Origin of the sequence: Arthrobacter sp. MW3 TE3886, assembly GCF_041262145.1 — a bacterium.
GTDB lineage: Bacteria > Actinomycetota > Actinomycetes > Actinomycetales > Micrococcaceae > Arthrobacter.
In genome coordinates, this window is sequence record NZ_JBGCAN010000001.1 from 3,299,315 (window position 1) to 3,325,696 (window position 26,382).

Here is a 26,382-nt window from a genome sequence, read left to right on the forward strand (position 1 = left end):
TTCACAATGGCGCCACTAGCTAGACTGGCCGTCGAACACTAGAAGCGTTGGGAATAGACGAAATGGCAATCCAACAATGGCGGTGCCTCCAGCTGAACACGATGCACTTGAGGCGTCCGCCAGCTCGCGGGCGCGGGTGTGCCAGTATCCGGCTCCGTTCTTGAGTCTGAGGCACACCACGTACTTCTCCGTCTGCGACCATCTGTTCTCCCGCTTTGTCGGCAAGGCCTCGGTGATCGTCGAGATGGGGTCCTTAACGGCGGCTCGCTCTTCATATGACATGAGTTCTTCGGGCCGGATGCCCGGATCATCGGTGTCGACCTCAACCCGGAAGCTGTTTGGCTGCGCGAGGACGGCTTCGAGATCCACATCGGCGACCAGTCCGACCCGCAGTGTCAATGGCCATTAGGTTCTGCCCGCGGGCGGCCAGTTGATGTGCCCGCTGGTGGCCATTAAAACTGCCCGGTGATGGCCAACAGATCTGCCCACTGATTGGTTTCGGCGGGGTTGGCCATCGTTGTTTTGGTCAGTTCAGTCGGGTTACTCCTTTTCCGGCGAGGGCCTGGGTGAGGCGGACGGAATCGCCGCTGGTCTGGCAGATGTGGGCGTGGTGCAGCAGCCGGTCAACGGTGGCGGTGGCGAGGGTCTTGGGCATGAGCTCATCGAACCCGGCGGGGTGGAGGTTGGAGCTGATTGCGACGGACCGTTTTTCGTAGGCTGCGTCCACGACCCGGTAGAGGCCTTCGGCGGCGTCGATGGCCACCGGCAGCAGGCCCATGTCATCAATCACCACGAGTTCGGTGCGCAGGATCCGGGCCACGGCCCGGGTGACGCTGTCGTCCGTGCGGTGCGCGCGGATCAGGACGCCGAGGTCCTCGAGCTTGAACCACGCCACCCGCATCCCGGCTTCCACCGCTTGCTGGCCGAGGGCTTCGAGGAAGAACGTCTTGCCAGTCCCGGAGGGGCCGCAGACGACCAGGTTCTCCCTGCGGGTGATCCATTCCAGGGTCCGCAGCGCCTGCTGGGTCGGGGCCGGGATGGAGGACGCGGCCGGGTCCCAGGCATCGAAGGTTTTCCCGGTCGGGAAGCCCGCGGCCTTGCGGCGGGAGGCGAGCATGGACCGGGCCCGGCCGGCGGCTTCCTCGGTGAAGAGGGCCTTGATGACCTCGGCCGGTTCCCAGCGCTGGGCGCGGGCTGTCGCGATCAGGTCCGGGGCCAGCGCCCGGGCGTGAGGCATTTTCAGGGACCGCATCAGGGCCTCCAGGTCCGCCGGCAGCGGCGGGGCCGCGGTGTTGATCGTCGTGACGGTACTCATCGGGCATCCTCCGCGGCGGTGTTGCTGGCCGTGGTGTTCAGGGCGGGGTTGCCGATCGCGGCCCACGCGCCGGTGCCCTGGGTCAGGGAGGTGGCTTCGTTGGCGGCGTGGGTGGTGGTGCGGCGGATGTTGGCGTTCAGGATCGAGGAGAGGTCCGGGTGCGCGAAACGGCCGTGCAGGGCAGCGTCGCCCAGGACCCGGTCGACCTGGTCGGTGCCGGCGATCTTGGCCAGCGTGACGGCTTCGGCCATCTTCACGTTCATTCGTGCGGTTCCGGCCGCGGCGGCTTCGGCCAGCCAGGTCCTGGCGCCTTCGCCGATGGCCAGGAACGCGGCCTCGTCCGCGCTGCGGGCCCTGACCTCATACTCGCCCGGGATCCGGGTCCTGGTTCCGGGGAAATGCTCATCGTTGATGGCGGGGCTGCCGGGCCGTGCCCGGTCGTGGCGGGCGACTTCGACCGGGCCGACGGTGCCGTGGTGGGACGATGATGACCTGCTCGCCGGCCCCGGTCCCGTGGGTGCGCACGAACACCCGCGCCCCAAGCAGATGCGCCGGCACGGAGTATTGGGCGTTCTCGAACGTGACCATCGGGGTGTTCTCCGGGACCGTGCGCGCGAGCCCGAACGCGACCGTGTGGGCGGTATCCGGGATCCGGTGCAGCCGCGGTGCCTCCTCGGCGAGCATGGCCGCCGGTTTGCGCCGGGTCACCCGGTGCTCACGGTTGTTCACGTCGTCCCTGAAAGCCGCGCAGGCGGCCTCGAGTTCGGCGAAGGTGCCGTACTCGTCGCGGAGGTTGGTGTCCTTCGGGACGATGTCGGCCTTGGCGAGCTTCACCGACGCTTCGACCCCGCCCTTCGTGGCCGGGTCCGCGGGCTGACAGGTCAGTACGGTGACACCATAGTGCCGGGCGAAGTCCAAAGTCTACTGGTTCCTGATCGGGACTCCGGCAACATGGGCGGTGGTGACGGTCTTCTCGTTGTCCGTCAACACATACGTTGGTGCCCCGCCCAGGATCCGGAAGCACCGGTCCAGGGCCGCGAAAACGCTCGGCGCGGTCCGGTCTTTGAGCGGGATCACGATCCGGAACCGGGAGAACGCCAGCCACGCCACGAACAGGATGGTCTTGACCCCGCCGATCCGGGGCCCGTCGCCGAAGTCGTACTGCAGCCACATCCCCGGCTCGGTGACCCAGGGCCGGTGCACGCGGGTATGGCCCAGCCGCCACGCCGCTTTGACCTGCGCGATCGCGCGGCGGGTGGAGCGTTCCGAACCCGTGTAGCCCAGGGCGAGGAGCTTTCGTGGGCTTTGTCCGCGCGGATCCGGCCCTTGGATCCTTCGATCCATTCCTCGATCTTGGGCAGAAACGCGTCCGTGACCCGGCCGCGGGCCGCGGGTTCCCCGATCGGCCGGCCAGCATCCCTGGCAGCGACGTGATTGGCAACAGTGTGGTGCGAGCAGCCCGTGAGCTCCGCGGTGGCGCGCAACGACCCGGTCAGATCGTAGGCAGCAAGAATTTCCATGATTCTCCGTCAGACTTCATACAGGGCCTCTTCCTGGTTCGCTTTTGGTGCGCTTAGACACCGTCATCAAACCCCAGGGAGAGGCCCCCACCGCTTAAGACGCGGTCGGCTCAGTAAGGAAGTGGGCAGATCTCATGGCCACCGTCGGGCAGTTCTACTGGCCGCCAGCGGGCAATTTCGTGGCCGCCTACGGGCAGCTTTTCATGGCCGCTAACACCGCAGTTCTGGGAGGACTTCTTCCGCCAGGTCGGTGACGTCGATATCTTCCTCGACGATGGCGGACACACGTATCACCAGCAGATCGTCACCGCGGCGTCGGCGCTCGACCAAATCCGGAACGACGGGCTGTTGGTTGTTGAGGACACGCACGCGTCGTATATGACGGAGTTCGGGGGCCCGAGCGACACCTCTTTGGTGAACTGGGCCGTCAACCTGGTGCACGGCGTCAACCACCGCTTCTCCGCCTTCGTCGAGGACCACGACCCGGAGTTGCGGGTGTGGTCCTTACAGTTCTTCGAGTCGATCGTCGCGTTCCGCGTCGACCCCCCCTCGCGACCGTCGTGTCCCAACCCACGATTAACGACGGCGAGGGGCGCGACGCGAAAGATTTCCGCTACCGCTCCGAGCACACCATGACCGACGACGAACTGCGGACGTACTTCAAGCACTGACCGCATTGAGGGGCGGCCAACGTCAGCGCCGCTTCAGCCGCGGGGGGAGGGCTGACTCGTGACCACGCCGAGCACGTCGTCGCCGTCGGCGACGAGCACAGACGAAATCCGACGTCCTTCCATTAGCGCGAAAGCGTCCTCCATCCGTGTGGTTGGCGCGACCATCGTAGGCGTCGTTGTCATGATGTCTGCTGCTACGAGCGAGAAGAAAGCGTCGTCATGGGACTGCACGGCTCGACGGATGTCGCCGTCGGTGATGATCGCGGGCCCGATCGGCGTGGACACGAGTGCGATGCCGAGCTGGCTCTTCGTGATCTGTCGGATGACCTCAAGGATTCCGTCGGTAGGCGAGACCCACGGGAGATCCCTTGTGATCATGACGTCGGTTACCCGCTCAAGGAGCCGTCGCCCGAGCGACCCACCGGGGTGCAGGCGGGCGAAGTTCTCGGACACGAAGCCGCGCGCTTCCATCAATGCCACCGACAGCGCATCGCCCATCGCGAGCGCGGCGGTGGTGGAAGACGTCGGCGCGAGGTTGAGCGAGCATGCTTCCTCGGCGACCGAGACATCCAGGTGGAAGGTCGAGTGACTCGCGAGGGTCGAGTTGGGGTTCCCCGTCATCGCAAGGATCCGATTGCCGTTGTCGAGCAGGAATGGCAGCAGAGCGACGAGCTCCTGCGTCTCGCCGGAGTTGCTGATCCCGAGGAAATAGTCGGCTTCCGTGGCCATGCCAAGGTCGCCGTGGAGCGCTTCTGCCGGGTGCATGAAAAAACTCGGTGTGCCGGTGCTCGCGAGGGTCGCGGCGATCTTGCGGCCGATAAGACCCGATTTGCCCATCCCGCACACGATCACGCGGCCAGAGGAAACGAGGATGTCTTCGACGGCCGCGTCGAAATCAGCGCCCACGCGCTCAATGAGGTCGGCGACACCTCTCGCCTCGGCGGCGAGAACCCTACGCCCTGCTTCCGCATGCTTTCGTGTCAGGCTGTACCTGGCGTCACTGAACGACATGGCTACTCGTCATCGTTTCTATTAGGGGTCGGTACATGTCCTCGAGACTGAGGCCGCGTGCTGCTAACACATGCTCCGCAGCCTCTCGGGCGACGCCGCGCCCGCCTGGGCGGGTCAGCACGACGTCGGCGGCGGCGAGCACCACGGGGTGGGCATCGCTGGGCGCGTAGAACCGGCCCACGATACCCGCAAGCGGCAGGTCGACAACGTCGTCGCCGACGTACGCGACCTCTTCACTGGAGATCTTCTGCTCCGCCGTGATGGCCGCAAGCGCCTCGAACTTGCCTAGCGTACCGGTCACCGCGACATCGAAGCCGAGCTGCTTGATCCGTGCGTCGAGCGGCGCGCTCGTCTTCCCTGACAGCACTCCGCAACGGATCCCGTGTACACGCAGGAGCGACACAGCGAGCCCATCCTGCACGTGGAAGCCCTTGACCGCTTCGCCGGACCCGTCCATCCAGATGGTGCCGTCTGTGAGCACACCATCAACGTCGAACAGGACGAACTCGATCACGCGATGTCCAGCGCCGGGAACGACTTTACGAGATCGTCGATCGCCTTGACCTGCCCGAGGAACCCTTCGAGCGCGCTCAGCGGCAACGCGCTCGGGCCGTCGCATCGTGCGTTGTCCGGGTCCGCGTGCGCCTCAACAAACAACCCGGCGAGGCCGAGCGCCATGCCGGAGCGAGCGAGCTCGACGGCCTGACGCCGCCGTCCTCCGGAGGCGGAGGCGCCGGCCTCGCGGCGCTGCAGGCTATGCGTGACATCGAAAATCGCGGGCGCACCGCCGCACGCCTCGACCATCTCACGGAAGCCGAGCATGTCCACCACGAGGTTGTCGTAGCCGAACTGCGAGCCGCGCTCGCACAAGATCACTTGCTCGTTGCCCGCCTCGGCCAACTTGCGCTGGATGTGGGCCATCTGACTCGGACTCAAGAACTGCGGCTTTTTGACGTTGATGGGACGACCCGTCTTCGCGAGCGCCACGACGAGGTCGGTCTGGCGGGCGAGGAACGCCGGCAGCTGCAGGACGTCCGCCACCTCAGCGACGGGAGCGGCCTGTGCGGGCTCGTGGACGTCAGTGATTACCGGGACGCCGAACTCCGACTTGACGGCGGCGAAGATCTTTAGCCCTTCGTCAAGCCCGACGCCACGGTACGAGTCGACTGAGGAGCGGTTCGCCTTGTCGAAGGATGCCTTAAATACCAGCGGCATATCGAGCTTGGTGGTCACCTCGACATAGCGTGACGCCGCTCGGAGTGTCGAATCGAGGTCTTCGAGGACGTTGATCCCACCGAAGATAACGCAGGGGCGGTCATTGGACACAGCAATGTTCGGCCCGACGGCCACGGTTTTTGACATGCCCCGATCCTACTAGACTAAAACTGTCTCCCGTTCCCTATTGTTGAGGATGTCTATCCATGCGAGCCCTCGCCGTTATTCCCGCCCGATACCTAAGCACCCGGCTTGAAGGTAAGCCGCTGCTCGACTTGGGCGGGCGAACCGTAGTACAGAGGGTATGGGATGCGACGATCGCCAGCGGCGAGTTCGACGACGTCGTCGTGGCGACGGACGACGAACGGATCTTCGATGCCGTGCAGGGGTTCGGCGGCAGTGCCTTGATGACGTCACCGTCGCTGGCAAACGGGAGTGAGCGGGTCGCCGCAGCCGCCGACTTGATGCCGGGAGAGTACGACGTCGTCGCAAACGTCCAAGGGGACCAGCCGTTCGTGTCCCAGGCCGCGCTAGGCGCGTTGCTTGCCCCGTTCCGTGAGGGTGAGACAGCAGACATGACGACGGTGGGGATGCCGCTGCAGCCCGAACTCGCCGACGATCCCAACACGGTAAAGATTGTCACCGACGCGCATGGCCGGGCACTGTACTTCTCTCGCTCACTCATCCCGGCGAACCCGCGCGGAGTCGACCACCCATATCTTCAACACCTCGGGTTGTACGCCTTCCGTCGCGACGCGCTGCGCCGATTCCCGACGCTGACGCCCACGCCGCTGGAGCGGGCAGAGAATCTCGAGCAGCTCCGCGCGCTCGAACATGGCCTCGTCATCGTCGCCCGTGTGGCCGTGAGCAGCAGCATCGAGATCAACACCCCGGAGGACTACGAGCGCGCCCAGGCTTGGGTGAGCGAGCACGAAGGTGCGCAGTCGTGACCGAACGAAAGACCGAATCGACGGCTGGGCTTTAAGTACCAGCAGCCGCCGTGACGCAAGCAACCGACTCGCTCAACAACGCCACCGGGGTCGGGCCTTGGCTCACCGGACCCGACTCCAGCCGGCAGCCTTCGCCGTCCCGGGTTTGAGCGGCCGCTGTTCAAACGCGAGGAATCTCACCCTATGAAATGCATGAGCCCTCGAGGGGCTTTCAGCGTTTGAAGGGGCCGTTTGCGGAGAACAGGACGAAGTCTGTGGTGGTTGGTGCGTGAGCGGATCGACGACAGCGCCACGGCAGTGAAGACCATCGAGGCGGCATCTCGTCATCCAGAACTGACGATTCTTTCGACGTGGTTCATGACGCATCGATCCTTTGGTTCCGTGAGAGAGCTGCTGACAGCAATGACAAGTAATCTTAGACGACCCTTCTATGGTGGCGAGTCAAGCCATGAGTGTCTGGAGTTGGCGGAAGAGCTGTCTGGCGATGAAGCGTTTGAGGCACTGGCGGATTACCTGTGGGCTCTTGACCTCGCCGGTGCGCCGCTCGATGTAGGCGCGGGTGGCGGAGGAGGCCGGTATGGGACTCGCACCGGCGAGAGCGGCGAAGGCCGCTTCGGAACGGACCCGGCCGTGATGTGAACAGGCGGCGAGGATGATCGCGTCGGTCACAGGGCCCACCCCGTGGATGGCCAGGACGCCGGGGGCCATGCGGTCGACGTGCTCGGCCAAGGCCTTCTGGTTCGCTTCGAGTTCCGCGCCGAGGTAATGACAGCGGACGCGAGCCGCCGCGGATCGGCCCGTGCGACAACGGCAGCGGGACCGTCGCTGTGTCTGGACCGCCAGCCCTGGACGGCCGTGACTTGGGCAATGCCGACGCAAAGAACACCGGAATCAAACACATCAAATGCACCGCACGAGGGCTTCCGCAATGTCGCAATTGCAATCGGTTATCCTCATGAGAAGTGCCGTCCCGACGGCGGCGTGACACTCACCCACCCTGAAATCACTCCAGCAACAAACCTTGACGAGCCGGTTAACAGGCAATGTGCTTTACGCTGGTAGGAGAATACCGCAGCATGAAAGGGTTGGTCTCGGTCTAGGACAACATCGACTCGGCATCAGAGATAGTGGCACGTACGATATCGGTTGACGCCGTCCACCCGTCCGTGGCCTGCCCCTTACCGTCGTCTTCGAACAGGTCGATCCAAGCCAGCATTCCGGAAGTCTTGCATAACGAAAGCGGTCCAGCATTCGGGTAGCTCAACTGGGCTAGCTCAATGTAAAGAGCACCGGCGCGCCCGAACAAAACATTGGTCGAACCAGCGCCGTGCGGCGCAACAATCACCGACGCCGAGCGGAATGCCTGAATCTGTTCTCGAAGTGACATGGTTCCGCCCGTAACGATCTGAAACCCGTCGGCAGCAAGCGCAACATGCAATGAATCCTCGTTCACCAGGGGACGCTTCTTGGTGTCCTTCCTGGAAATGGCTAGCTTTACGTCTGCCGAGTGATGATCGCCGGCCCATCGCACGAATGTTTCACTTATTTCTTCTCTGTAGCCATTGTTTGCGAACACCGATGACCCAGAGAGGAACGAACTATACAAACACGTCTTGGCCTGAGCATTTTGGAATTGACTGATCTCAACGACGAGCCCCTGGGGAATCCCCAGAACCGAGAGACTCTCGACCTGCCAGTCTTTGAGGGGACCGGTGATGACACCAAGATTCGATTTGCCAAGAGACCTAGCAAAATCGCGACAGTGGAGAACGGCCGGAAGAATCTGTGCAAACCAGTGCCAGTAGTTACTCCGCGAAGACGCATTACCGGCGACGATCCAGGTGACGGAATCATCGAGCAGTACAGGTTCGTCGCGCAACGACAGTTCAACTCGCCGTTCCAAATTGCTAGCGAGATATCGCGACTCCCGAACTAGTCCATCCTCCGTGCATACCATGAAGCCGTTTCCTAGGAGCAATACATCATGGAGCATGAATGCGGTCGCTGATGGGGAGACGGCCGATAGTTCAGTCTGAAGACGAACGAGCGCGAGTTTTTGCTTGGTCTCGATGGACGCGCCGGGTCTGAGACGAAAGGTGCCGACTCCCTGATCTTCAACATCGCAGCCGGAAGCGGATGCGATCAAGGCGGCATCTCGCCATCCAGAACTGACGATTCTTTCGACCTGGTTCATGACGCTTTGATCCTAAAGTTTTGAGAGACTGCGGGTGGCGGTGGCCAAGCAATCATAGCGGAAGAGCCAGCAGGAATCCTGCCGTTCGCAGACGAGCCTCGTTGCTGGTTCTGACTGGCTAAGCCTGATAAGCCACCCTTCACTTCCTTCCCTGTTGGTCCGGTTGCCATAGTAGAGACGCGTTGCTTGGTGTCGAGGGCATCCGCACCACCGCCCTTCGGAGTCTTCGCCTAATCGACCTAAACCATTGGTCTATCCCTCGGTCAGCTGTAGTCCATCCCGGAACACCCATCGTCAGCAAAAGCCAGCGGCTACGCGCGGCATCTAAGGGCCGCCTCAAGGAGCGCCTCAGCTCGTTTGTCGAAGTTGTGTTCGTCCCGGACCATCTGGCTTATGGCAATCATCTCAGAATCGTCTGGGAACCCCTTCGGATCGGCCAGGATTTCGGCCAGTTGCTCGATGGAAGTGTAGGTGCGGACAGCTCCCTTGAAGATCTCGTCGATGCCGTCTACGTCATCGCTGATCACCCTCGCGCCTGAGGCCACGGCATCATAAAGGCGGTTGTTGGCGAACCCCCACCGCGCCATGTCTTCAAAATGGTCATTGAGGACAATTTTGGACGAGCTGTACACCTCAGAAAGGTGGTCATTGTCGATGAAATCGGCCACCACCATCTCTGCCGGAATGAACTGCTCCCAGCGTGGGCCCCACACACTGACGTTTTGGCCAAGTTCGACGCAATCGGCGACAATTTTGCGTCCGAGTGGCTTCCGCGGCCCACCCACGAAGGTCAGGTCGTAGACTGGCTTCTCGGCGGCGGAAGGCGATGGACGGAACCGGCGCGGGTTCGTGGCTTGCGGCAGGTAGTGCGCTTCGATCCCCCACTCGCTTCGGACGTACTCGCACCAGATTCTGGACGCACCAAAAACGACGTCGAACCCCAGGAGCTCCTCACGTGTAATCAAGTCCGGACGGCTGATCGCCCACAGGATATTTGTCTTGCCCGGCTGGGGATCACAGGGGTGCAGGCCACGAATTACAACCACAACATCGTCCAAGTGGTTTGAAGGGCGGGCGAGGGCAGCAGCCCTGTCGACCACAACTTCCTGGCCGCGGGCGGTGAGTGCCTCAGCAAGATCAGCCGCATACGGAACATCGCCCCAGCGGTCACCGCCAACGCTAAAGTCGGCGCCGATTTTGATCGCCCAACGCAGGCCCGCTGCCGGCTCTGACCCGGAGGTCTGCCTAACGACCACCGGCGCCGCAGGCTGGAGCCGGGGGCTTCGTGGCGCAGTCATGGCAACGATATCCAAGCCAATGTCCTTGTAGTGTGCCTCCACCGGTCTGGCAGGTTTCCTGGATTCACTCAGCCAACCGGGGTCCGCCGCGGCCAAGGGCGGGTGCTCCGCGAAGGCATCCGCCGAATGGTCCACTGCGACCGCGGCGGTCTCGACGACAAACTCCCCTGTACCAGATTTGCCGAGCCTCCGCAGGAAATCGGTGACTGCCGCCTCTCCAGCAAAGATCGTGTTGAAGCGTCCGAGTCGCTCAAAGGATTCCGCACGGACCATGAACATAGCTGGTGACAGCTCGTCGACCGCCCTGCCGTTGTGGCGGCGGGCATCGGCAATATTCAGGCCCCGGAACAGGGGGACAGCGAGGCTGTTACGGTGTCCGGCGGCGCCAGCCGAGACGACGACGCCAGCGGGGTCGGTCAAGAGTGGCTGGGCCGCCACCACAGATTCATCGTCGAACTGCTCAACAAGCTTCTCCAGGGTGCCGCTCCGGACCTCAACGCTTTCCTTGAGAAACAGGAGATTTGGGCCTAGCGCATGGGCGGCGGCAACGTTGTAGGCAATTGCTTCCGTGTAGCGTCGCGGAAGCTTGATGTACTTCAGGCCGGGCACGCCCGCGAGTGCAGCACGCAGACGCTGGGACGTGCGAAAACCCTGGACCTCGTCCAAGACAATCAGTTCGGTTAAATCAGCGTCAACGGTTTCCTGAACCCTGCGGATATTTCGAATGGCCACGTCGATACTGTCAGTGATGCGCACGATCACGGACAGGGACGGAGCTTGCGCCCGTTCGGTGACAAAATCAGGAACAAACCGGTTCTGCACATTCTTGCCCAGTACCGCGAATTCCCAGTTGGCTGACTCCCTTCGCGTAATCCTGTCCTCGTTGTGATCGTCCACATAGTCGCAACCGATAAACGGAAAGAAATCGATGCCGGTCCTCTCGGTAATGCGAAGGACGAGGTCATAATCAACCCAACGGCGCAGAGCAGTGTCGAAGCCGCCCAGCCCGCGGACTAGAGATGCTTGTACCACGAGGACATTGAGATCGACGTAATTCCGGACCAGCAGTTGGTTAGCCGTGATGGGCTGGCCTGTGAATTCTTCGCGGCCACTTAGCATGCGCGTTGCAGAATAGGCGGCCGCCCCGCCTTGGGCGCACAGTCCGGCATACATGTTCCTGAGAAAATCTGGGCGCCAAGTGTTGTCGGAATCAAGGAATGCAAGAAACTCTCCACGCGATTCCTCGATGCCCCGGTTGCGGGCCGCGCAAACGCCCAGGTGGTCAGCCTCCACCAAACGAATACGGCTGTCGAGGCTTGCGAAGGATTGCACAACTTCCCGTGTTCCGTCCGTGCTGCCGTCGTCAATGACGATCAGTTCCCACGACTTCAGGCTCTGGCCGCGAACAGACTCAATGGCATCCCTGATTGCGACTTCGCGATTCCAGGCAGGCATGACGATACTCACCACAGGGTCCGTGCCAGTAGTGGTGACAGGGACAATTGCGATACTTTCAAGCCACTTCTGCTCCACGGCCGCGGACCAGGTCGGGAGACGCAAAGGTTTCTTGCCGAGCTCGAAGGTCTTTGATGTCAGCGCGTGGGCAATCATAGTAGCCCGCACTTCAGGCCAACCCGGAGCGGAACCAGGCAACTTGTCCGGCACCGGAAGTGCGCGAACCTTGCCGGCGCGGTATCTCGACAGGAGCAAGGATCCGGTGGCCGCGGGGTCTGTGAGGCCGGCAGGATCGAACAGCCACGACCACAAATGCTCTCGCGACTCCGGACTGCGCAGATAGCTCAGCACAAACTCGACATCGCCGGCCTTGTAGCGATCACGAACGGGCATTGGAAACATTCCAAGATCAAACAACGGATGAAAGCTGAGACCGGCTTTCATCCCATATTGAACGAAGTGGCGTGCCGCAGCCTGCTTTGACTCGAAGTCCTTCCCGGATTCTGCCGCGTAGTACTCGGCATCAAACACTTCAGTGTTGATCAGCCGCTGGCTGCGGGCCGGAACGGGGTCGAGGGCTTGTGCCGAAGCAATCATTGGGTACGTTTCCTTAGTCTGTTGTGAACTTGGCTGACCCCGCCCCAGCGGGCGCAGTCAGAAGAAATCTGTATCCAACTTGCTGCCCGTGCGGGGTCAGCAAGCCGTCGTCAGCCGGCCTCGTTGACGCTGACCATGGTTATCGAATGGATCCTTGGACCCTTATACCTATTTCTCAGTCCCTTGGTCGTCGAGGACCACCAGTTCCTCGCCGAAGAAAGCCTTGTGCGCATCCATGACGTGGCCACGAAAACGCCCTCGGGACGGCGGCTCGTGGCCCGCCTGCAGTTCCTGCGGCACAAACTCAATACAGCCGGAAGCGTCACGCCCGCCCACAGCGGGATCCACGCCGCGCGCTTCTGCGAATGGCGTGTAGTGCTTCTCGAAGTGCGAAGTGTCCCGGGTGTTCTGGACATACCACACAAAGTTTCGGTCCCGCGTTGTTGTGTAGAGGTGCCGAAGGTCCAGCCGCGGACGGTTACTCTCCTCAATGCTGTCGTAGCCGTCGAACTCGGGAAAGCAGACCCGGGTGAAAGTGCCGACGGCCGACCGCTCGTAGTCCCCCACGCGGGTTTGCGGCGAGAAGCACACGGCCAGAGAGCCGCTGATCTGCCGCGATACGGCAAGTGAGGCAAAGCCGCCTCCACTGGAGCCGGTCAGCAGGATGCGTTCGTAACCTGCGGCCGCCGCGATCTCCTTGATGAGCAATGCCACATCCGAGGTCAGGTCCTGGGCTTCATTGCCGACATACCACGCCAGGGGTATGCCGTCGCTGAGATTGAGGCTGGAGTCCGCGATAAAAAGCTGCGCGGCATCGATGGACGCCAGCGACTTCCGCCACTCAAAGCGCGGGAGCTGGTACTTGGACCGCTGAAGTGAGCCATGGAACGTCACGATCAGCGTCTTTGATACCCTCGGCGCATAAAGTCCCACGATATCGAGCGGGCCGCCAGACGCCCCCGGCACAACGAACTCGTATGGTTCCGACGCCTGATGATCGATCTCGCTGGCGGACCCCAGGCGGCGGATCTCAACATTGTTCCGCTCGTCCCAAGCCGTTTCTTGGGTAATGTTCTGCGAATTCATTTATTCTCTCCTGCTTCAAAAGCGCCCACAGTGGAGCCTGTCAGTGTAAGCGGAGCTTCCTCCGCCGGGCTGTCGGGAATGGTCAGCGTGTCTGTTGGCGCCACATGGTCACCGATGGACTTTTGTCCGTGCCCGGACTCCGTGATGATCCGCAACGTCCGTTCGTTGAGCGGAACCCAACGGATAGGAGCGCCAAAGACCGACAACAGGTTCCGTTCCACCGTTCCGACCTCGTACTTGTGTTCGTCCGTTTCCCAGTTATAGGGCGGCTCGTCCGTCCATACGGACAGATGTTCCGCAGCGTGCCCGCTGCGCAGCTCCCGGCTGTACTGGAACGCCGTCGGATCATAGACGTTGACTGTCGCGGACCGCACGCGGTCCGTGACCTCCACGCGGACAAGACTCCCGTCGTGGAAGGCGTCCATGAGCTCATCTGAGAATGACCGGTCGATGGCGGCCGTGTGAAGGATGCTCGGATAGTGCATAAGCCCAACCCGTTGTCCCTTCTCTACTGCTGCCGCAAGATGTTCCTTCATCAGTACGCCCACCAGGGAGTCCGCGCCGAAATCGCCGACCAGCAGGATATCAAGTTCCAGGTCCTGTTGTTTGGCACCGGCCGGAAGGAACCGGGACGGGGCCGGGAACGCCCGCCTGGCAAGCGGGAAGTCCAGGTAGCCGGAGTGTTCGCCCGTCTGGATCATCTTGTGCCAGTGCTCGTAAGAATCGCGGTAGGACACCCGGTCCGGCGACCTGTAGCCGAGACGGAAATCTTCCATGGAAAGGTTCGAGGCGCCCACCAGGGACATCGTCAAGGGTGCCTCGCACACTTCGAAAGGCTCTTCGCCATTGACGAGGGCCTGGTAGCGGAGAATGAACTCCGTGTCCGCGGCCTTTCGGACGGAATCCCAGTGGCCCAGGTGCTTCCGAATGGTGGGCGTGTGGAACATGGTGGACACGTGGGCCGGCGTGATGAAGGCTCCGCGCCATCCGCGGTAGTGGAAGAAGAGGTCCTCGTCCGCGCGCGTCCAAGGAGCGGAAACGAGCCTTCCGTCGGTCTGTTGCAGGGCGCCCTGGACCAGGAGCTCGATCTTCTGCGGGTGCTGCCAGTCGTCGCCGTCGAAGATCGTGATGAACTCGCCCTGAGCCATGGAGTACCCGATGTTGCGCGACGTGTACGCGCCGGAGTTGGGCTCGTTGAGCACCACCTTGACGCGATCGTCCGCAGCCAGCCACTTGTTAAGCCGTTCAGCTGCGTCCCCGCCGGAACCGTCGTCAACGATGATGATCTCAATGTTCTGGTAGCTCTGCTTGAGCGCCGACCGGATCGCCAGGTCCGTGTACTCGTCCGGTTTGTAGACGGGCATGACGATGGTGACGAGCGGCCCCTCCGTGACAGTGACGGGCGCTTCTGACTGCAGGCGCAGGAAGGCCGGGGCGGTGCCTTCGGCCAGCGAAAGCCGTGACAAGCCCGCCCGCTCGTAGATGTCGTTGATCTCGGCAAGCCACTGGTCGGCGTCGGCTGCATTGTCTTTGAACGGGTTGGCCGCGTTGGCCCGGTACAGGTGGAGGTCGTTGGAGTTATTTTCCTCGGCGTCATAGAGGTCCTGGAGCCGGATGACTTCCTCGCCCTGCCCGGTCCGGGCAAGGGCGTCAAGGAAGAACTCCCCGCGTCGCTTACCCCGGAACGGCTTCGCTCCGAGGCGCTGGAAGACGTACTTATACAGCGTGGCCGCGTTGAGGATGTCGTCCTGGAGAACGTTCTGGCGGAAGCAGAGGTCGCCGAGATGCAGCAGTACGGAGCGGGGTGTCTTGTCCAGCACGGGCTGAACGCTCCGCCGGGTCTTCCCCCCGATCCGGTACATTTCGAGGGCTACAGCCATGTCCCGCCAGCCCCACTGGCCCGTGGTAGCCGTACTGACCAGGACATCGCGGCCGTCGACGGAACGGAGCTTGGTCAACCGCTGGGCAAGCCGTGCCTCCGGGATCCGGGAGCGGGCACCCCACTCAACGAGAGCACCGGGCCGCGGGTCCGGCAAAATTGCAGCCTGTTTTGACTGCGCGGCGATGGCGCGTTTGGCAGCGCGCCGGGACACCTTCAAGAGCCTGTCCATGTACAACGCCCCCACGGCCAGCGCGGCCGCGAAGGCCAGCATCAGCAGTGCCAGGATCCAGGGGGTGCGAGCGTAAGCCGCCACCACTACCAAGGAAAAGAGGACGGCGAAGGAAGCGGCGGCCGCTTTTTTCTTCGGGGACAGGCGCGCAAGTCTGCGGAGAGCTTGTTGAAATTTCATTCCCTGAGCCTTCTAAATATGCGGATGAGTAGTAAGGGCGGACTGAGACGAGACTGGAACCGGCACGCGGGCAAAGTGGCTGCGCATGGCATCCAGCCGCGCTCCTGCAGGACGGTCCGAAACCGGGCCGATCTGTGGCGGCGGCTGGAACCCGTCCCATTGTTCGGCAACGCTTTGCAGGAAGATGCTGTCCTCGGGGTTCCAAGTGTGGCCGCCGTGCGAATCCGCCCCGGAGTGGCGTTGCATTACGTAGTTCTGGCCATGGGAGCGGTAGATGAGTCCCCCGGCGGCCTGGACGGCCTGCAAGAGGCATCGGTCGACGGCACGATGAACGGGCCGCCACCCTCCCAGTTGACGCAGCTCGTCCCTGCCGAGCATCATGGTGCCGCCCGCAACGTGGTCCGAGTACTGCTCGCCGAGCGGGGGCCTGCGGGTGGTGATGTCCAGGCTTTCCAGGTACACGAATTCGACCTGTGCCCCCACTAGGATGGCACCGCTGAAGTCCTTGGCGTGAACGAGGTCCCGCAGGTGGTGCGGGCCGTACCAGTCGTCGTCGTCCATCTTGCAGATAAGATCGCCGCCGGCGGCGCTGACACCGGCGTTCAGCACGTCGCCGAAAATCATGTCGGCCGGAACGGAACGCACCTGCAGCTCGCCGGGATACGCCTCCACAGCCCGGCGGACTTCGGAGAGGTCCGGGTCGAAGCCGTGCAGCACCACCACCACTTCCACGGCTTCCCAGCTCTGGCATGCCAGCTGCTCCAGGGCCGACGCCAGCTTCTCCGGCCGGCGGGTGGCCAGAACCACGCTCACCGAGGGTACGGGAAGCAGCGGCTTGCCGAGCCGGCCCCGCAGTGTGTTCCAGACGGCGCGCGGGCTGTAAAGGTCCAGCGCCGTCCGGCGCAGGTCAATGGACTTCGATTCCCGCACCACCGGCGCGTCACCGGCGTCGAAGGCCTCGATGCAGTCCACCAGCCGGTCACCCAGCATGGACCTTACCGGGGACGGCAATGCACGCGTCAGCATCGGCACGCCGGCGACGGCGAACTGACTCAGGCGCCGCGCCAACTGCCGGTCCAGGCCGCCGAAGCGGCCGCCATCAACCTCGACATAGTCGTGCGGGCGCAGGGCGGCGAGGCCGGTTTCGCCGAGGTCTCCCCCTTGGCCGAGCTCCCTCGGCTCGAGCGCACGAGCCGGCTTCTCCGGGTAAGGCAAGAACCCCATCGGAGAGACGACGGCGGTATCAACAGGAGGCAGCACCGTCGCCGACGGAGTCCAGACCGGCGGGGTTACCCGTCGTGGCTGGGCGGCGATCTGATCACTGAGCCGCTGCTCGAGCTCGGCGGGACCGATCAGTACGTCGACGGAATAGATGTCATCCGGCTCGGGCTGCAGGAGCTGTTCCGTCATGAAGCTGCCCAGCGAATCGCCAGCGAGCCAGGCCCCGTCTGAGGGGTCGCTGATACCGACGCGCAGTCCGCCCAGCACCGGCCGCGGCGCGGCAGGCGAGCAACAGCCCAGTGCGGCGAGGGCGGCAGCGTGCACATTCACCCATTTGCCGCCTTCCACCACCACGGCGAAGCCGAGTCCCGGCACGGTCAGGGCGGACGTGCCTGCCTTGACCTGGAGGCTGCGCGGCGTCCAGACCGGCAGATCAGCTGCCGGGAAGAGACCGCGGATCACGAGGACGAAGCGCTGCGCCCGTCCCTCGCTGCGGAACAAGGGAAGCAGCGTCCTGGCCTCGGCGAGGGACGCGGTCTGCACAACGTAGTGATCCCACCACAATTGATCTGCAGGGACGGCGTGTTCCCAGTCGGACGCGGCCTTGGGGTCGCGGTGCTCCCAGTCCGTGCGGGCGTAGTCCAGTCCTAGGTCCAACGCCAGCTGCGCCATGGAGTGCTCTGCCGGGCCGACGACAACGCTCTTGATCTGCATCCTGCTAGCTCCCAACCCCGCCCGCGCGGGACTTGAGCTGGCCAAAGATGTAGGCCGGGCCCTTACGGGCAATGGCACGGGCGCGGGAGAGGCCGCGGTTCGGGGCCATCCCCTGCTCCAGGCGGCGGCGCTCGATTTCGGACTTCTTCAGCCGTGCCTCGAGGTGCCGAATCTTCTGCTCATAGTCGAGGCGGGTAGCGGCGTCGGCCAAATCCCGGACCACGATATTGAGGTCAAGGGTTGCCGCGGCGCCCTTCCGCAGGTGGAGCTTGGGCTTGGGGCGGCGGAAGTCATGCAGGCCCAGGGCGCTGCCGGAAACCCACCGTTCACCGCCGGCGCTTCGTGCGGATTTCTCAGGGTCACCGGTTTCTGACAGCTCCCGGAGGGTCGCCGTCTGCCACAGTTCCATCGCGCCGGACTGCCCGTCCACCAGTGCCCTCAGGACAAGTGCCTGCGTCTGGCGCAGGGTGTCGATCATCGCCTCCAGCGAGTGCAGGCCGATGGCCGTTCCCGCGCTGAGCACCAGGGTGTAGGCGGCCTCAGCAGGCTGTCGTCCGTCCGTTCGAGGAAATGAAAAGCGGCGGTCCGTGACGAGCCACTCCTCCAGCTTCGGCCGCCTGTCCTCCACGAGAACGTCCACGGTGAAATCCTGGCACGCGGAGCCGAATAGCGATGCGACGGTCCCTGCAATCTCCAGGTCCGTGGCCTTCGCGGCCGGGATCAGGATTCTGACGAGTGGGGTCTCCTGCCGCGGCCTGTGCAGGGCTTTGAGCGCGAAACCGGCGTGTCGCAGCTCGTCTTCAATAGCCGCTGCCGCTGACTGGGCGTGGCTTGTCTTATCCACTGACGGAGGCCCCCACGGGCGCGTGCAGCCGATTGGGCTCGGAGGGCTCCTGCTGGTTCCAGATGCCCTTGGTGTCGATCACGTTCTTTCCCTCCAGGGACTGCAGGTCTAGGGTCAGGAATTCGTCGTGGTCCACCAGGAGCATCACGAGGTCCGCGGCCGCTACGGCTTCCTCCATGCCGTGGAGCACGGAGAGGCCGGATGCTGCCAGCGCCGTCGGGAGTTCCTCGACGTTCGGGTCAACGACCAGGATGGTGCTTTCAGGCAGCTGCCGGACGAGCTCCTGGACGATCGTCACGGACGGCGACTCGCGGACGTCGTCGATGTTGGCCTTGAAAGCCAGGCCGAGGACAGCCACGGTTGCCCCGGGCTGGTCGGCCAGTGCTTCTACAGCCTGCCGGACCACATGGTGCGGCTTGGCGTCGTTGACTTCGCGGGCGGTGCGTATCAGGACGGAGTGTTCCGGGACGGCGTCGACAATGAACCAGGGATCCACCGCGATGCAGTGTCCGCCCACACCGGGGCCGGGTCGAAGGACATTCACGCGCGGGTGGTGGTTCGCCAGTTCGATCAGCTTCCACACGTCGATGCCCAGGTTGTCGCAGATAAGCGAGAGCTCGTTAGCGAAGGCGATGTTGACGTCGCGGAACGTGTTTTCCACCAGCTTGGTCATTTCGGCCGTGGTGGCGTCCGTGACCAGGATTTGGCCCTGGCAGATGACCTCGTAAAGCCGCTTGGCCAGCTGGGCCCCCTCTTCGGTCAGGCCTCCGATCACGCGGTCGTTGGTGACCATTTCGACCATGATCCGCCCCGGCAACACCCTTTCCGGGGAGTGCACAACGTGGACATGGTTCAGTCCGGGACCCGCTTCGAGCGACAGGTCCGGCCGCAACTCCGTGAGGTAGGCGCCCAGGCGGTCCGTGGTGCCCGGAGGCGACGTGGACTCCAGGACCACAAGTTCGCCGCCGCGCAGCTTGGGGGCGAGGGCCTCGAGAGCGCTTCGGAGGTAGGAGAGGTCGGCGCCGTTGCCCTCCGCGAGCGGGGTGGGCACAGCGATGATGAACGCGTCGGCCGCAGGTACGGTGGACATCGCAACGAGGTTCCCCAGGCTGACCGCACCTGAAACCACCACGCCCATGTCGGGTTCCACAAAGGGAACCTCTCCCCTGTTGACGGCGTCGATGGTCGACTGCTTTACATCGACGCCGGCCACGCGCTTGCCTTTGGCGGCAAAGCTGGCCGCCGTGGGCAAGCCGATGTAGCCAAGTCCGATGACGGCAACATCAAAAATCGTCTCGTCCATGTCTCCCCTAAACTAAAATGTGGTCTTCGGGCGAGCCGAAGAACTGAATCTTTGAAGAAGCCAGAAGCTCTTCAGTGGTGATGGGCCAGGTGTGTGACGCCACGTCGGCGCCCCGCATTTGGCAGTAGTTGAAGCGGTCCGCGGAGTACACCCGACCGCCCGACTCGATGACGTCGCCCAGGAAGCGCGAGTCCTCCCCACGCTGCACGGGATGGAAGGGTATGCGCCTGAACGTGTCGGTGGCAGCGAAAATCGTCGGTCCGGAGACTGCTTCCACGAACCGGTGTTCCAGTTGCGGGTTGCGCAGGATCGTAGCACCAGCCCCGGCGAGGTGCATGTAATGCGCCCGCTTTCCCACCACCTCGGCCTCGGAGTACATCATGGCGTTGACCTGGTCGCCCAGGTACATGGGGCCGTAAATGTCGTCGTCATCCCATTTGGTGGAGAACCGGCCATCGGCGCGCGCCACGGCGGCATTCAGGCACTCACCGAGCAGCGTTTGCCCCGGTTCCTGAAGAACCACGACGTCGAGAATCCCCGCTTCCAGACAATTGCGCCGGAATGCGGATTCGTCGATCTCAAACCCGTGGGCGAGGTAGACCAGTTGGACATCCACGCCCTGCTGGGCGGCGACGCCGGCAATGACATGGTCGAGTTGCTGCGGACGGAAACTAGAGACGAGGACCGATACCTGGGCCCTGGGCGCCGGCGCGGCAAGGGCCGGCCGCGCCGCAGCCGCGATGGACTGTGCCCGGTGGCTGAAGGTGTGTTCCGCCCAGATTCTGCGCTGGGCCTTGTGGACCAGGCGCTGTGCGTAGTCCGGGTTGGCCGTCAGCGCCTTCAACAGGTGCGCGGCATCGTGCCGGTTGTCTGCCGTGGGAATTTCATTGCCCGGGAAGAATTCCGCTATGGCCGCGCTGGGAGTAGAGACCACGCAGGAGCCGGCCGCCGTGATCTCGAAAATGCGCCGGGCACACATCGACGGCGAATCCGTGACGGAGTTGACGTTGAGGAAGACCTTGTACGCCTTATAGGCGGTCAGCATCTGTTTGTAGGACAGGGATCCCACCACGTGCTTCTTGAGGATTCCCGGGAACTGATACTGCGGCTGCCTGCCAAGCTGGCGCGAAAAGATTTCAAAGCCTGGCCGCTTGCCCGCCGTCGCGTCCACGGCCGCTCCCAGCAAGTACTCCATCTGGCGCCGACGGTCCTCATACTTGTGCGCAAAGTACATTCCAGCGAATGCAATCTCGCGGGCGTGCCAGCCGTGCCGGGGCCGGGCCGGGTTGTGGATGCGGGGCTGCGCGGCAAAGGGCAGCACGGAAATCCGGCTGTGGCCCAGGTCCGCCCGGTAACGGGGAAGCATGTTGGCGTCGGTGGTAAAGACGTGGTCGAACAATCTCGCTGCGGGGAGAAAGTCCTCGTAGTGCGGCGGGTCTTCCTTGTTCCAGAAGACCGCAGGAAGTCCGGCTGCCCGGCATCCTTCCACCAATTCCTGGAAGACTGCTGCGGGGCCGGCGGGGCCCGTGATTTTGCCCCGCCAGAGTCCGGCGTTACCGGCCCAGGCGGATTCGACCACGACAAAGTCCAGTGCCTCGTCACGCAACTGCTGGGCCCAGCTGTCCGGCCTGAGCGCCACGACGGTCCACTCGGCGGAGAATGCCGCCGCGGAAAAGTCGTCCATGATGATGCCGACTCGCAGGTCCGGGTTCCGCGGCTGCGCGATGTCAATGGCCGCTTCACGGAAGATCAGGTGCCGGCTGCGTCCCAAGCCGCGCCAAGCACCTTCCGCGCCGCGAACTCCGGCCATGCTGGCCTCGTCGCGCTCGGCCGTGCTGCGGTGGAGATAGCTCTTGACCTGGGACATGCCGCCCCGGCGGGCGTGCCAAAGTGCGCGGCGCCAGTACGCCGTCTCGTTTCGAAAACTCATTCGCTACCTGGACCGCTTCCAGCCGTTGGGCAGCAGCGTGGTCCGCATTTCCGGAAGGCTTGCCATCAGCTCCGCCCGGATCTGGCGGCCGTAGTCGGCGTTGCCCTCGTTCATGCGCCAAATGAAGTTCCGGTATTCCTTGGCGACGTCGTCCGGGGTTCCGTCCATGATGAAGTCGCCCTTGTCGATCCAGATGGCGCGGTTGCACATGCCCGTAATGGTTCCGAGGCTGTGGCTGACAACGAACACGGTTCCGGCCTGGTTGGTCACGTGCTCCATCCTGGCCTTGGAGCGATCTTTGAACTGGGCGTCACCGGTGTTGAGGGCCTCGTCAATCAGGAGAATTTCGGGGTCCACGGCAGCGGCGATGGCGAAGCGGAGGCGCGCGCCCATGCCCGAGGAATAGGAGTTCATCGGGTGGTAGATCTCGTGCTCCAGGCCGGACATCTCGACAATGTCATCGAACTTGGCATCGATTTCTGCGTGGCTCATGCCCATGGCAAGGCAGCCGAGCCGAATGTTCTGGGCACCGGAGATGGAGCTGATCAGTGCCGCGTTGACACCGAGCAGGATGGGGTTGCTTGAGGCATAGACGGTTCCGGTGTCGGGGATGATCAGCCCGGCAAGGACCTTCATCAGGGTGCTCTTCCCGGACCCGTTCCGGCCGATAATGCCGATAGAGTCACCCTGGTTGGCCACGAAGGAGATCTTGTTCAACGCCCTGGTCTTCACCACGGTGTCGCCTCGGCGGGGAGCGCGAAGTCTCTGCAGAACCGAGGTCCGGGCGTTGGTCCGCCCAGGCGTTTGATTCTTGGTCCGGTAGACCACTGAAATGTCGTCTACTACCACTGTCGGCTCGTTGATGTGGCCGCCTGACACCTCAGACACGTCCATAGCTTTCCTCTCCGCGCCAGAATACAAAGAGCCCGGCGGCAACTGATCCCAGCGCCCACAGACCAAGGACCGCCCAGGACCGCCAGGATGGCGTGGTGTCGTAAAGAACAGAGTCTCGAATGACCTTGATCACTTGGTATATCGGGTTGAAATCCATGATGGTGCGCACGACGGGATACTGTCCGAACCGGTCCTCCGCGAAGAAGACCGCCGAGACATACATCAAGAATCGAATGATGAACGAGAGCAGGTGCGTCAGGTCCGGGATCTTGAGGATTACGGGGGCCAGCAGCATGCCAATCCCCAAATTGAAGAGGAACTGCAGCAGGATCGCCGGAATGATCAGCAGCCAACGCCACGTGATTTCTTCAGCTGGTGCCGTGAAGATGACAAAGAGCAGCATGACGATTGTCACGGGAACGTTGGAGAGCAGTTCCCGCACGTTGACCGCAATAGGCAGCGATGCCCGGGGAAACTGGAAGGCCCGGATCATGGACGTGTTGCCTGTGAGCGACTTGGCTCCGCCCAGAATAGACCGAGTGGACATCGAGAACGTAAAGACTCCGATGATCAGGTAGCCGACGAAGTTCTCGATGCCCTTGCTGGTGCCCAGGAACAGGCCGAAGATCAGATAGAAACTGAGTCCGTTCAGGGCTGGCGTCAAAACCAGCCAGGCGGCGCCTAAATGGGTTTTGTCGTTGCCGCTTTGAACCCGCGCGCGGGCGTCGAAGAAGATGAAGCTCCTTCGGTCCCACAGCTGGACCAGGTAATCGAGGAAGTCGGGCCGCTGCCCCACCTTGCTTAGCCGGACGAGGTTGACGGGCACAGAAATCGTGGGTGTCTTGGCCTCGTCCGCCTGGGTCTGTTCCTGGACGCTCATCTGTTAGTTACTCCCAGCATTTCCAACTCTCGTGCCAGGGCAACCGCGTTGGCGGCCCATGTTCTCTCCTGCAACACGCGTTCCCTGCCGGCAGCTCCGAATTTTGCTGCGAGCTGTGTCTCGGAGAGCAGTTTCCGGATCGCCGTGGCGATTGAGACAGGATCCCCCGCCTCCGCTAAAAGGCCTGTTACCCCGTCTTCGACGATTTCCGCCAACGCCGGCAAGTCGCTGGCCACCACGGGCCGGGCGCAGGCCATGGCCTCCACGGGCTTGAGGGGTGTCACGGAACGCGTCACCTCCAGGTCCTTGCGCGGCACAACGAAAACATCCAGCGCTTGATGGTACAGGGCCGCCTGGCTCCGAGGCACCCGGCCTGTGAAGATAATGCGGTTGATGAATCCGCTCCGCTGCGCCTGAATCTGCAACGATGGCATGGAAGAACCGGCCCCAACGATCAGGAGACGGAGCTGAGGCATGTCCGCCGCGAGCAAAGCAAACGCGGCCATGAGGTCCTCGATCCCTTCATAGGGTACCAAGCTGCTCACCGTGCCGATAAATTGTCCGTCTTCTGCGAGACTGAGCTCACGCCGGGCACTGGCCTTGTCCAGCGGTTCGGTAAGGAAGTCACCGCCAACAGCGTTGGGGGCAATGAGGACCTTGCTCTCCGGGACCCCGGCAGCAATGATGTTGGCCTTCATAGCTGTCCCGAGCGTCAGCACCAGATCAGCATGCTGCATGACTTCTGCTTCCCGGTGCTGAAACATCCGGTACTTTTCGCTGCTCCGGGCCTCGGGCCCGCGGGTGGACGCCCAGGTGTCGGCCAGTTGACCGCGGACCTCGTAGACCCAGGGAATCCCGAGGGCCTGAGCCACGGCACGCACCACGAGTCCGTTGACGTAGTGCGTGGTGGTATGCAGAACGCTCGGCTTGAAGTCCAGGGCCACGGCCAGCAGTTCCTCCGCCTGCTGCTGCAGCCGGGCGTCAATGGACTGGGTCATCGTGCCCGGCAGGAGCCTCTGGTACCGGATGCCGTCCACGGTGTCCGTGGATTTTGCGAGGAGTTTACCGACCTGCACGGGGTAGCCCATCCTGGTGACGGCAAGCACGTCCCAGCCCGCTTCCTGCTGGGCCAGCAACGTCGAGTGGGAGCGCTGGGCATAGCCGCTGGCGGTGTGCGGCAGCGAATTCGTCAGCAGATGCAGAATCCGGCCGGGAACCGGTTCGTAGGGTCGGCGTTCCAGGGAGGGCGATGCGTCCGTCAGGATGGCCGCCTCAGCAGCCAGGCGGGCACGTTGCCGCTGTCCCGCCGCTCCTGAGCCATTAAGGGCCTCGACCGCGCCGCTGACGTCGCCGTCATACCAGAGACGACGTGCCCGGGCCTGTTTGAGACGCTGCGCCGTACTTGCCTTGGTCAGGAAATCGTCTGATAACGCGGGGAGGTTCGCGGCAAGGGCGACGTCGGCCAGGCGTCGGGCCTGCTCCCCCTCGACGGAGCCGTCGGCAGCGATGCGCAGCCGCCGTTCGACGTCGGCGTCGTCACCGGCGGCGAGGGCCGCGAACAATACGGCTGCGGAGGTGGAGTTCTTCGGCGCCAGCTTGCACAGGCGCTTGGCGAGGGGGAGGACGGCCGAGGGCAGCCTGCGCGAAAGCTGCAGGAACAGGATGACGGGATCGTCTGTCAGGTGTTGGCGGACAACACCCTGGGCCAGCCGGACGTTTTTGAGCAGTTGCATCATCGGTTAGGGCGGGCTTCCGCGAGCAGTTCGGTGATCAGTCCCATGTAGCGGCCGGCGAGTTGCTCGTACTCGGCGTTAGCTTTGACCCACTGGCGGCTGTCGCCGTTGCGGACCAGGCGGCCGCGGTCGGCAGCCAGCTCACGCCACAGTGCCGCCAGCTGTTCCGGATCGCTGGCCACGATGTCGCCGGCCTCGGCGTCCGAGACGATTCGGGCAGCTTCTCCCTTCACCACAGCGGTGACGTGTCGGCCGATCGCCAGAACTTCGTAGGTCTTAGACGGCACGGTGGTCTCAAAGGATTTCCAGTCATCCCGCAAGGACACGATGCAAGTGTCCGCCGACGCGTAACGTTCCAGCATGGCGTCTCCGGTAAGGGGCGGGTGGAACGTGACAGGGGCTTTCAATTTGCGGGCCAGTTTCTCCAGCGCCGGCCTCTGGGTCCCGTGGCCCACCATGTGCAAATGCATGGAGTCCCCCACGAGGGCGCTTGCGCGGATGGCGACGTCGAGCTTTTGGCTCTCTCCGTGGTTCCCCAGGTAAAGGGCCTCGAAGACGTCCCGCTCGGGCTCCGGCGGCCCGACCACGGGGATGGCGTCCAGATGCACTCCGTTGCTGACGGTCGCCACGTTGCGGACACCGCGTGACCGCAGCGTGGCGGCGAAGCCCTCCGTCACTGTGACTACGAGGTCCGCCCGGTGCTGGACGAAGTCCACCACGTGCTCCACAACGCTTTTGACACTGCCTTGAACGAGGCGGGCGTCCCGGGCCAGGTCCGGCCAGGCATCACGCATTTCCACTATCAGGGGTACACCGCGCAATTTGGCGACGGCATAGCCAGCGGCAAGCGAGGGGAGGCCGGGGGCGGTGACAATGACGACGTCCGGCTTGCGGACCATCATGCCGCCGGGAATCGACAGAAAGGCCGAAAAGCACTGGTCCAGCAGCCGCGCGGCGCGGGAGTTGCCGTGGCGCAGGTAAGGGACGTGGAGAATTTTTTCGGTGAATTGGCCGTTGCGCAGCCGGAACGGCCTGCCAGCCATCCACCGCGGGAGGGCCCGCCGCCCGAAGGGGTAATGTGCCACCGGAGTCACGACGTCGACGTCCCAGCCTGAGTGCGAGAACTCCTTGATCATGGCGGTCCAGCGGCGCTGTGGAGGGCTCTGTTCCGGCCAGTAGGAGTGCGTTATCAGCGTGACCCGCAGGCTTTCACTCACGGGATCAGGCGCAGTCGACTCCACCAGGGCTTCATCCTGCATG

General features: G+C 63.4%; 20 protein-coding genes and 1 pseudogene. 1 reads left to right on the top strand and 20 read right to left on the bottom strand.

The features are described 5' to 3' along the window. Positions 1-15: 15 nt before the first annotated feature. The 7 genes and pseudogenes from ABH915_RS15015 to kdsA all read right to left on the bottom strand — a co-directional run bounded on the left by ABH915_RS15015 (position 16) and on the right by kdsA (position 5,879). Complete coding sequence (locus tag ABH915_RS15015; protein ID WP_370122715.1) at positions 16-399, bottom strand: hypothetical protein; 384 nt, start codon at positions 397-399, stop codon at positions 16-18. 127 nt (positions 400-526) lie between these two features. Next, positions 527-1,315, bottom strand: a complete 789-nt coding sequence (gene istB / locus ABH915_RS15020; protein ID WP_370122718.1) for an IS21-like element helper ATPase IstB — start codon at positions 1,313-1,315, stop codon at positions 527-529. Beyond that, positions 1,312-2,835, bottom strand: a pseudogene (istA, locus tag ABH915_RS15025) (IS21 family transposase). The gene istB and the pseudogene istA overlap by 4 nt, the downstream one beginning before the upstream one ends. A 210-nt stretch (positions 2,836-3,045) precedes the next feature. Next, positions 3,046-3,204: a hypothetical protein gene (locus ABH915_RS15030; RefSeq protein WP_370122720.1), complete on the bottom strand. Its 159-nt coding sequence runs from the start codon at positions 3,202-3,204 to the stop codon at positions 3,046-3,048. 335 nt (positions 3,205-3,539) lie between these two features. Continuing rightward, on the bottom strand, positions 3,540-4,517 hold the full coding sequence (locus ABH915_RS15035) for an SIS domain-containing protein (RefSeq protein ID WP_370122723.1): 978 nt from the start codon (positions 4,515-4,517) through the stop codon (positions 3,540-3,542). Beyond that, the gene (locus tag ABH915_RS15040; RefSeq protein WP_370122726.1) at positions 4,504-5,031 is read right to left on the bottom strand and encodes a KdsC family phosphatase; all 528 of its coding nucleotides are present in this window, start codon (positions 5,029-5,031) and stop codon (positions 4,504-4,506) included. Before ABH915_RS15040 ends, ABH915_RS15035 begins: the two co-directional genes overlap by 14 nt. Further along, on the bottom strand, positions 5,028-5,879 hold the full coding sequence (kdsA, locus tag ABH915_RS15045; protein WP_370122729.1) for a 3-deoxy-8-phosphooctulonate synthase: 852 nt from the start codon (positions 5,877-5,879) through the stop codon (positions 5,028-5,030). The genes ABH915_RS15040 and kdsA overlap by 4 nt, the downstream gene beginning before the upstream one ends. Before the next feature lie 59 nt (positions 5,880-5,938). Between kdsA and kdsB the strand changes: the two genes are divergently transcribed. Continuing rightward, positions 5,939-6,682 (top strand): 3-deoxy-manno-octulosonate cytidylyltransferase, encoded by a 744-nt coding sequence (kdsB, locus tag ABH915_RS15050; protein ID WP_370122731.1) that lies wholly within the window; start codon positions 5,939-5,941, stop codon positions 6,680-6,682. Positions 6,683-7,123: 441 nt separating this feature from the next. Here kdsB and ABH915_RS15055 read toward each other — a convergent pair whose 3' ends face one another. The 13 genes from ABH915_RS15055 to ABH915_RS15115 form a co-directional block, all read right to left on the bottom strand. Beyond that, a complete protein-coding gene (locus tag ABH915_RS15055) occupies positions 7,124-7,411 on the bottom strand; it encodes a transposase (RefSeq protein ID WP_370122734.1) in 288 nt (95 codons plus the stop codon). A gap of 367 nt (positions 7,412-7,778) precedes the next feature. Then, entirely contained in the window at positions 7,779-8,876 is a 1,098-nt protein-coding gene (locus ABH915_RS15060; protein ID WP_370122737.1) for a DUF563 domain-containing protein, read from the bottom strand. Between the two features lie 311 nt (positions 8,877-9,187). Then, positions 9,188-12,226, bottom strand: a complete 3,039-nt coding sequence (locus ABH915_RS15065; RefSeq protein ID WP_370122740.1) for a glycosyltransferase — start codon at positions 12,224-12,226, stop codon at positions 9,188-9,190. A 168-nt stretch (positions 12,227-12,394) separates the two neighbouring features. Next, positions 12,395-13,312 (bottom strand): hypothetical protein, encoded by a 918-nt coding sequence (locus tag ABH915_RS15070; RefSeq protein WP_370122743.1) that lies wholly within the window; start codon positions 13,310-13,312, stop codon positions 12,395-12,397. After that, on the bottom strand, positions 13,309-15,603 hold the full coding sequence (locus tag ABH915_RS15075; RefSeq protein WP_370122745.1) for a glycosyltransferase family 2 protein: 2,295 nt from the start codon (positions 15,601-15,603) through the stop codon (positions 13,309-13,311). The genes ABH915_RS15070 and ABH915_RS15075 overlap by 4 nt, the downstream gene beginning before the upstream one ends. 12 nt (positions 15,604-15,615) lie before the next feature. Next, entirely contained in the window at positions 15,616-17,538 is a 1,923-nt protein-coding gene (locus ABH915_RS15080) for a glycosyltransferase family 2 protein (RefSeq protein ID WP_370122748.1), read from the bottom strand. Between the two features lie 4 nt (positions 17,539-17,542). Next, complete coding sequence (locus tag ABH915_RS15085; protein WP_370122751.1) at positions 17,543-18,382, bottom strand: hypothetical protein; 840 nt, start codon at positions 18,380-18,382, stop codon at positions 17,543-17,545. After that, positions 18,375-19,685 (bottom strand): UDP-N-acetyl-D-mannosamine dehydrogenase, encoded by a 1,311-nt coding sequence (gene wecC / locus ABH915_RS15090; RefSeq protein ID WP_370122754.1) that lies wholly within the window; start codon positions 19,683-19,685, stop codon positions 18,375-18,377. The genes ABH915_RS15085 and wecC overlap by 8 nt, the downstream gene beginning before the upstream one ends. Before the next feature lie 7 nt (positions 19,686-19,692). Further along, the gene (locus tag ABH915_RS15095) at positions 19,693-21,615 is read right to left on the bottom strand and encodes a glycosyltransferase (protein ID WP_370122756.1); all 1,923 of its coding nucleotides are present in this window, start codon (positions 21,613-21,615) and stop codon (positions 19,693-19,695) included. A 3-nt stretch (positions 21,616-21,618) separates the two neighbouring features. Beyond that, complete coding sequence (locus ABH915_RS15100) at positions 21,619-22,509, bottom strand: ABC transporter ATP-binding protein (protein ID WP_370122759.1); 891 nt, start codon at positions 22,507-22,509, stop codon at positions 21,619-21,621. Continuing rightward, positions 22,496-23,389 carry an ABC transporter permease gene (locus ABH915_RS15105; RefSeq protein WP_370122762.1) on the bottom strand — a complete coding sequence of 298 codons (894 nt, stop codon included), beginning with the start codon at positions 23,387-23,389 and terminating at the stop codon, positions 22,496-22,498. Before ABH915_RS15105 ends, ABH915_RS15100 begins: the two co-directional genes overlap by 14 nt. After that, positions 23,386-25,125, bottom strand: coding sequence for a glycosyltransferase family 4 protein (locus tag ABH915_RS15110; RefSeq protein WP_370122765.1), 1,740 nt, complete (start codon positions 25,123-25,125; stop codon positions 23,386-23,388). Before ABH915_RS15110 ends, ABH915_RS15105 begins: the two co-directional genes overlap by 4 nt. After that, on the bottom strand, positions 25,122-26,381 hold the full coding sequence (locus tag ABH915_RS15115) for a glycosyltransferase family 4 protein (protein ID WP_370122768.1): 1,260 nt from the start codon (positions 26,379-26,381) through the stop codon (positions 25,122-25,124). The genes ABH915_RS15110 and ABH915_RS15115 overlap by 4 nt, the downstream gene beginning before the upstream one ends. Between the last annotated feature and the right edge of the window lies 1 nt (position 26,382).

What these genes read in the sequence shown, in the direction of transcription:
- istB (WP_370122718.1), bottom strand. Translation starts at nt 1,315, where the DNA reads ATGAGTACCGTCACGACGATCAACACCGCGGCCCCGCCGCTGCCGGCG.
- ABH915_RS15035 (WP_370122723.1), bottom strand. Translation starts at nt 4,517, where the DNA reads ATGTCGTTCAGTGACGCCAGGTACAGCCTGACACGAAAGCATGCGGAA.
- kdsA (WP_370122729.1), bottom strand. Translation starts at nt 5,879, where the DNA reads ATGTCAAAAACCGTGGCCGTCGGGCCGAACATTGCTGTGTCCAATGAC.
- kdsB (WP_370122731.1), top strand. Translation starts at nt 5,939, where the DNA reads ATGCGAGCCCTCGCCGTTATTCCCGCCCGATACCTAAGCACCCGGCTT.
- ABH915_RS15060 (WP_370122737.1), bottom strand. Translation starts at nt 8,876, where the DNA reads ATGAACCAGGTCGAAAGAATCGTCAGTTCTGGATGGCGAGATGCCGCC.
- ABH915_RS15065 (WP_370122740.1), bottom strand. Translation starts at nt 12,226, where the DNA reads ATGATTGCTTCGGCACAAGCCCTCGACCCCGTTCCGGCCCGCAGCCAG.
- ABH915_RS15070 (WP_370122743.1), bottom strand. Translation starts at nt 13,312, where the DNA reads ATGAATTCGCAGAACATTACCCAAGAAACGGCTTGGGACGAGCGGAAC.
- ABH915_RS15075 (WP_370122745.1), bottom strand. Translation starts at nt 15,603, where the DNA reads ATGAAATTTCAACAAGCTCTCCGCAGACTTGCGCGCCTGTCCCCGAAG.
- ABH915_RS15080 (WP_370122748.1), bottom strand. Translation starts at nt 17,538, where the DNA reads ATGCAGATCAAGAGCGTTGTCGTCGGCCCGGCAGAGCACTCCATGGCG.
- wecC (WP_370122754.1), bottom strand. Translation starts at nt 19,685, where the DNA reads ATGGACGAGACGATTTTTGATGTTGCCGTCATCGGACTTGGCTACATC.
- ABH915_RS15095 (WP_370122756.1), bottom strand. Translation starts at nt 21,615, where the DNA reads ATGAGTTTTCGAAACGAGACGGCGTACTGGCGCCGCGCACTTTGGCAC.
- ABH915_RS15100 (WP_370122759.1), bottom strand. Translation starts at nt 22,509, where the DNA reads ATGGACGTGTCTGAGGTGTCAGGCGGCCACATCAACGAGCCGACAGTG.
- ABH915_RS15105 (WP_370122762.1), bottom strand. Translation starts at nt 23,389, where the DNA reads ATGAGCGTCCAGGAACAGACCCAGGCGGACGAGGCCAAGACACCCACG.
- ABH915_RS15110 (WP_370122765.1), bottom strand. Translation starts at nt 25,125, where the DNA reads ATGATGCAACTGCTCAAAAACGTCCGGCTGGCCCAGGGTGTTGTCCGC.
- ABH915_RS15115 (WP_370122768.1), bottom strand. Translation starts at nt 26,381, where the DNA reads ATGCAGGATGAAGCCCTGGTGGAGTCGACTGCGCCTGATCCCGTGAGT.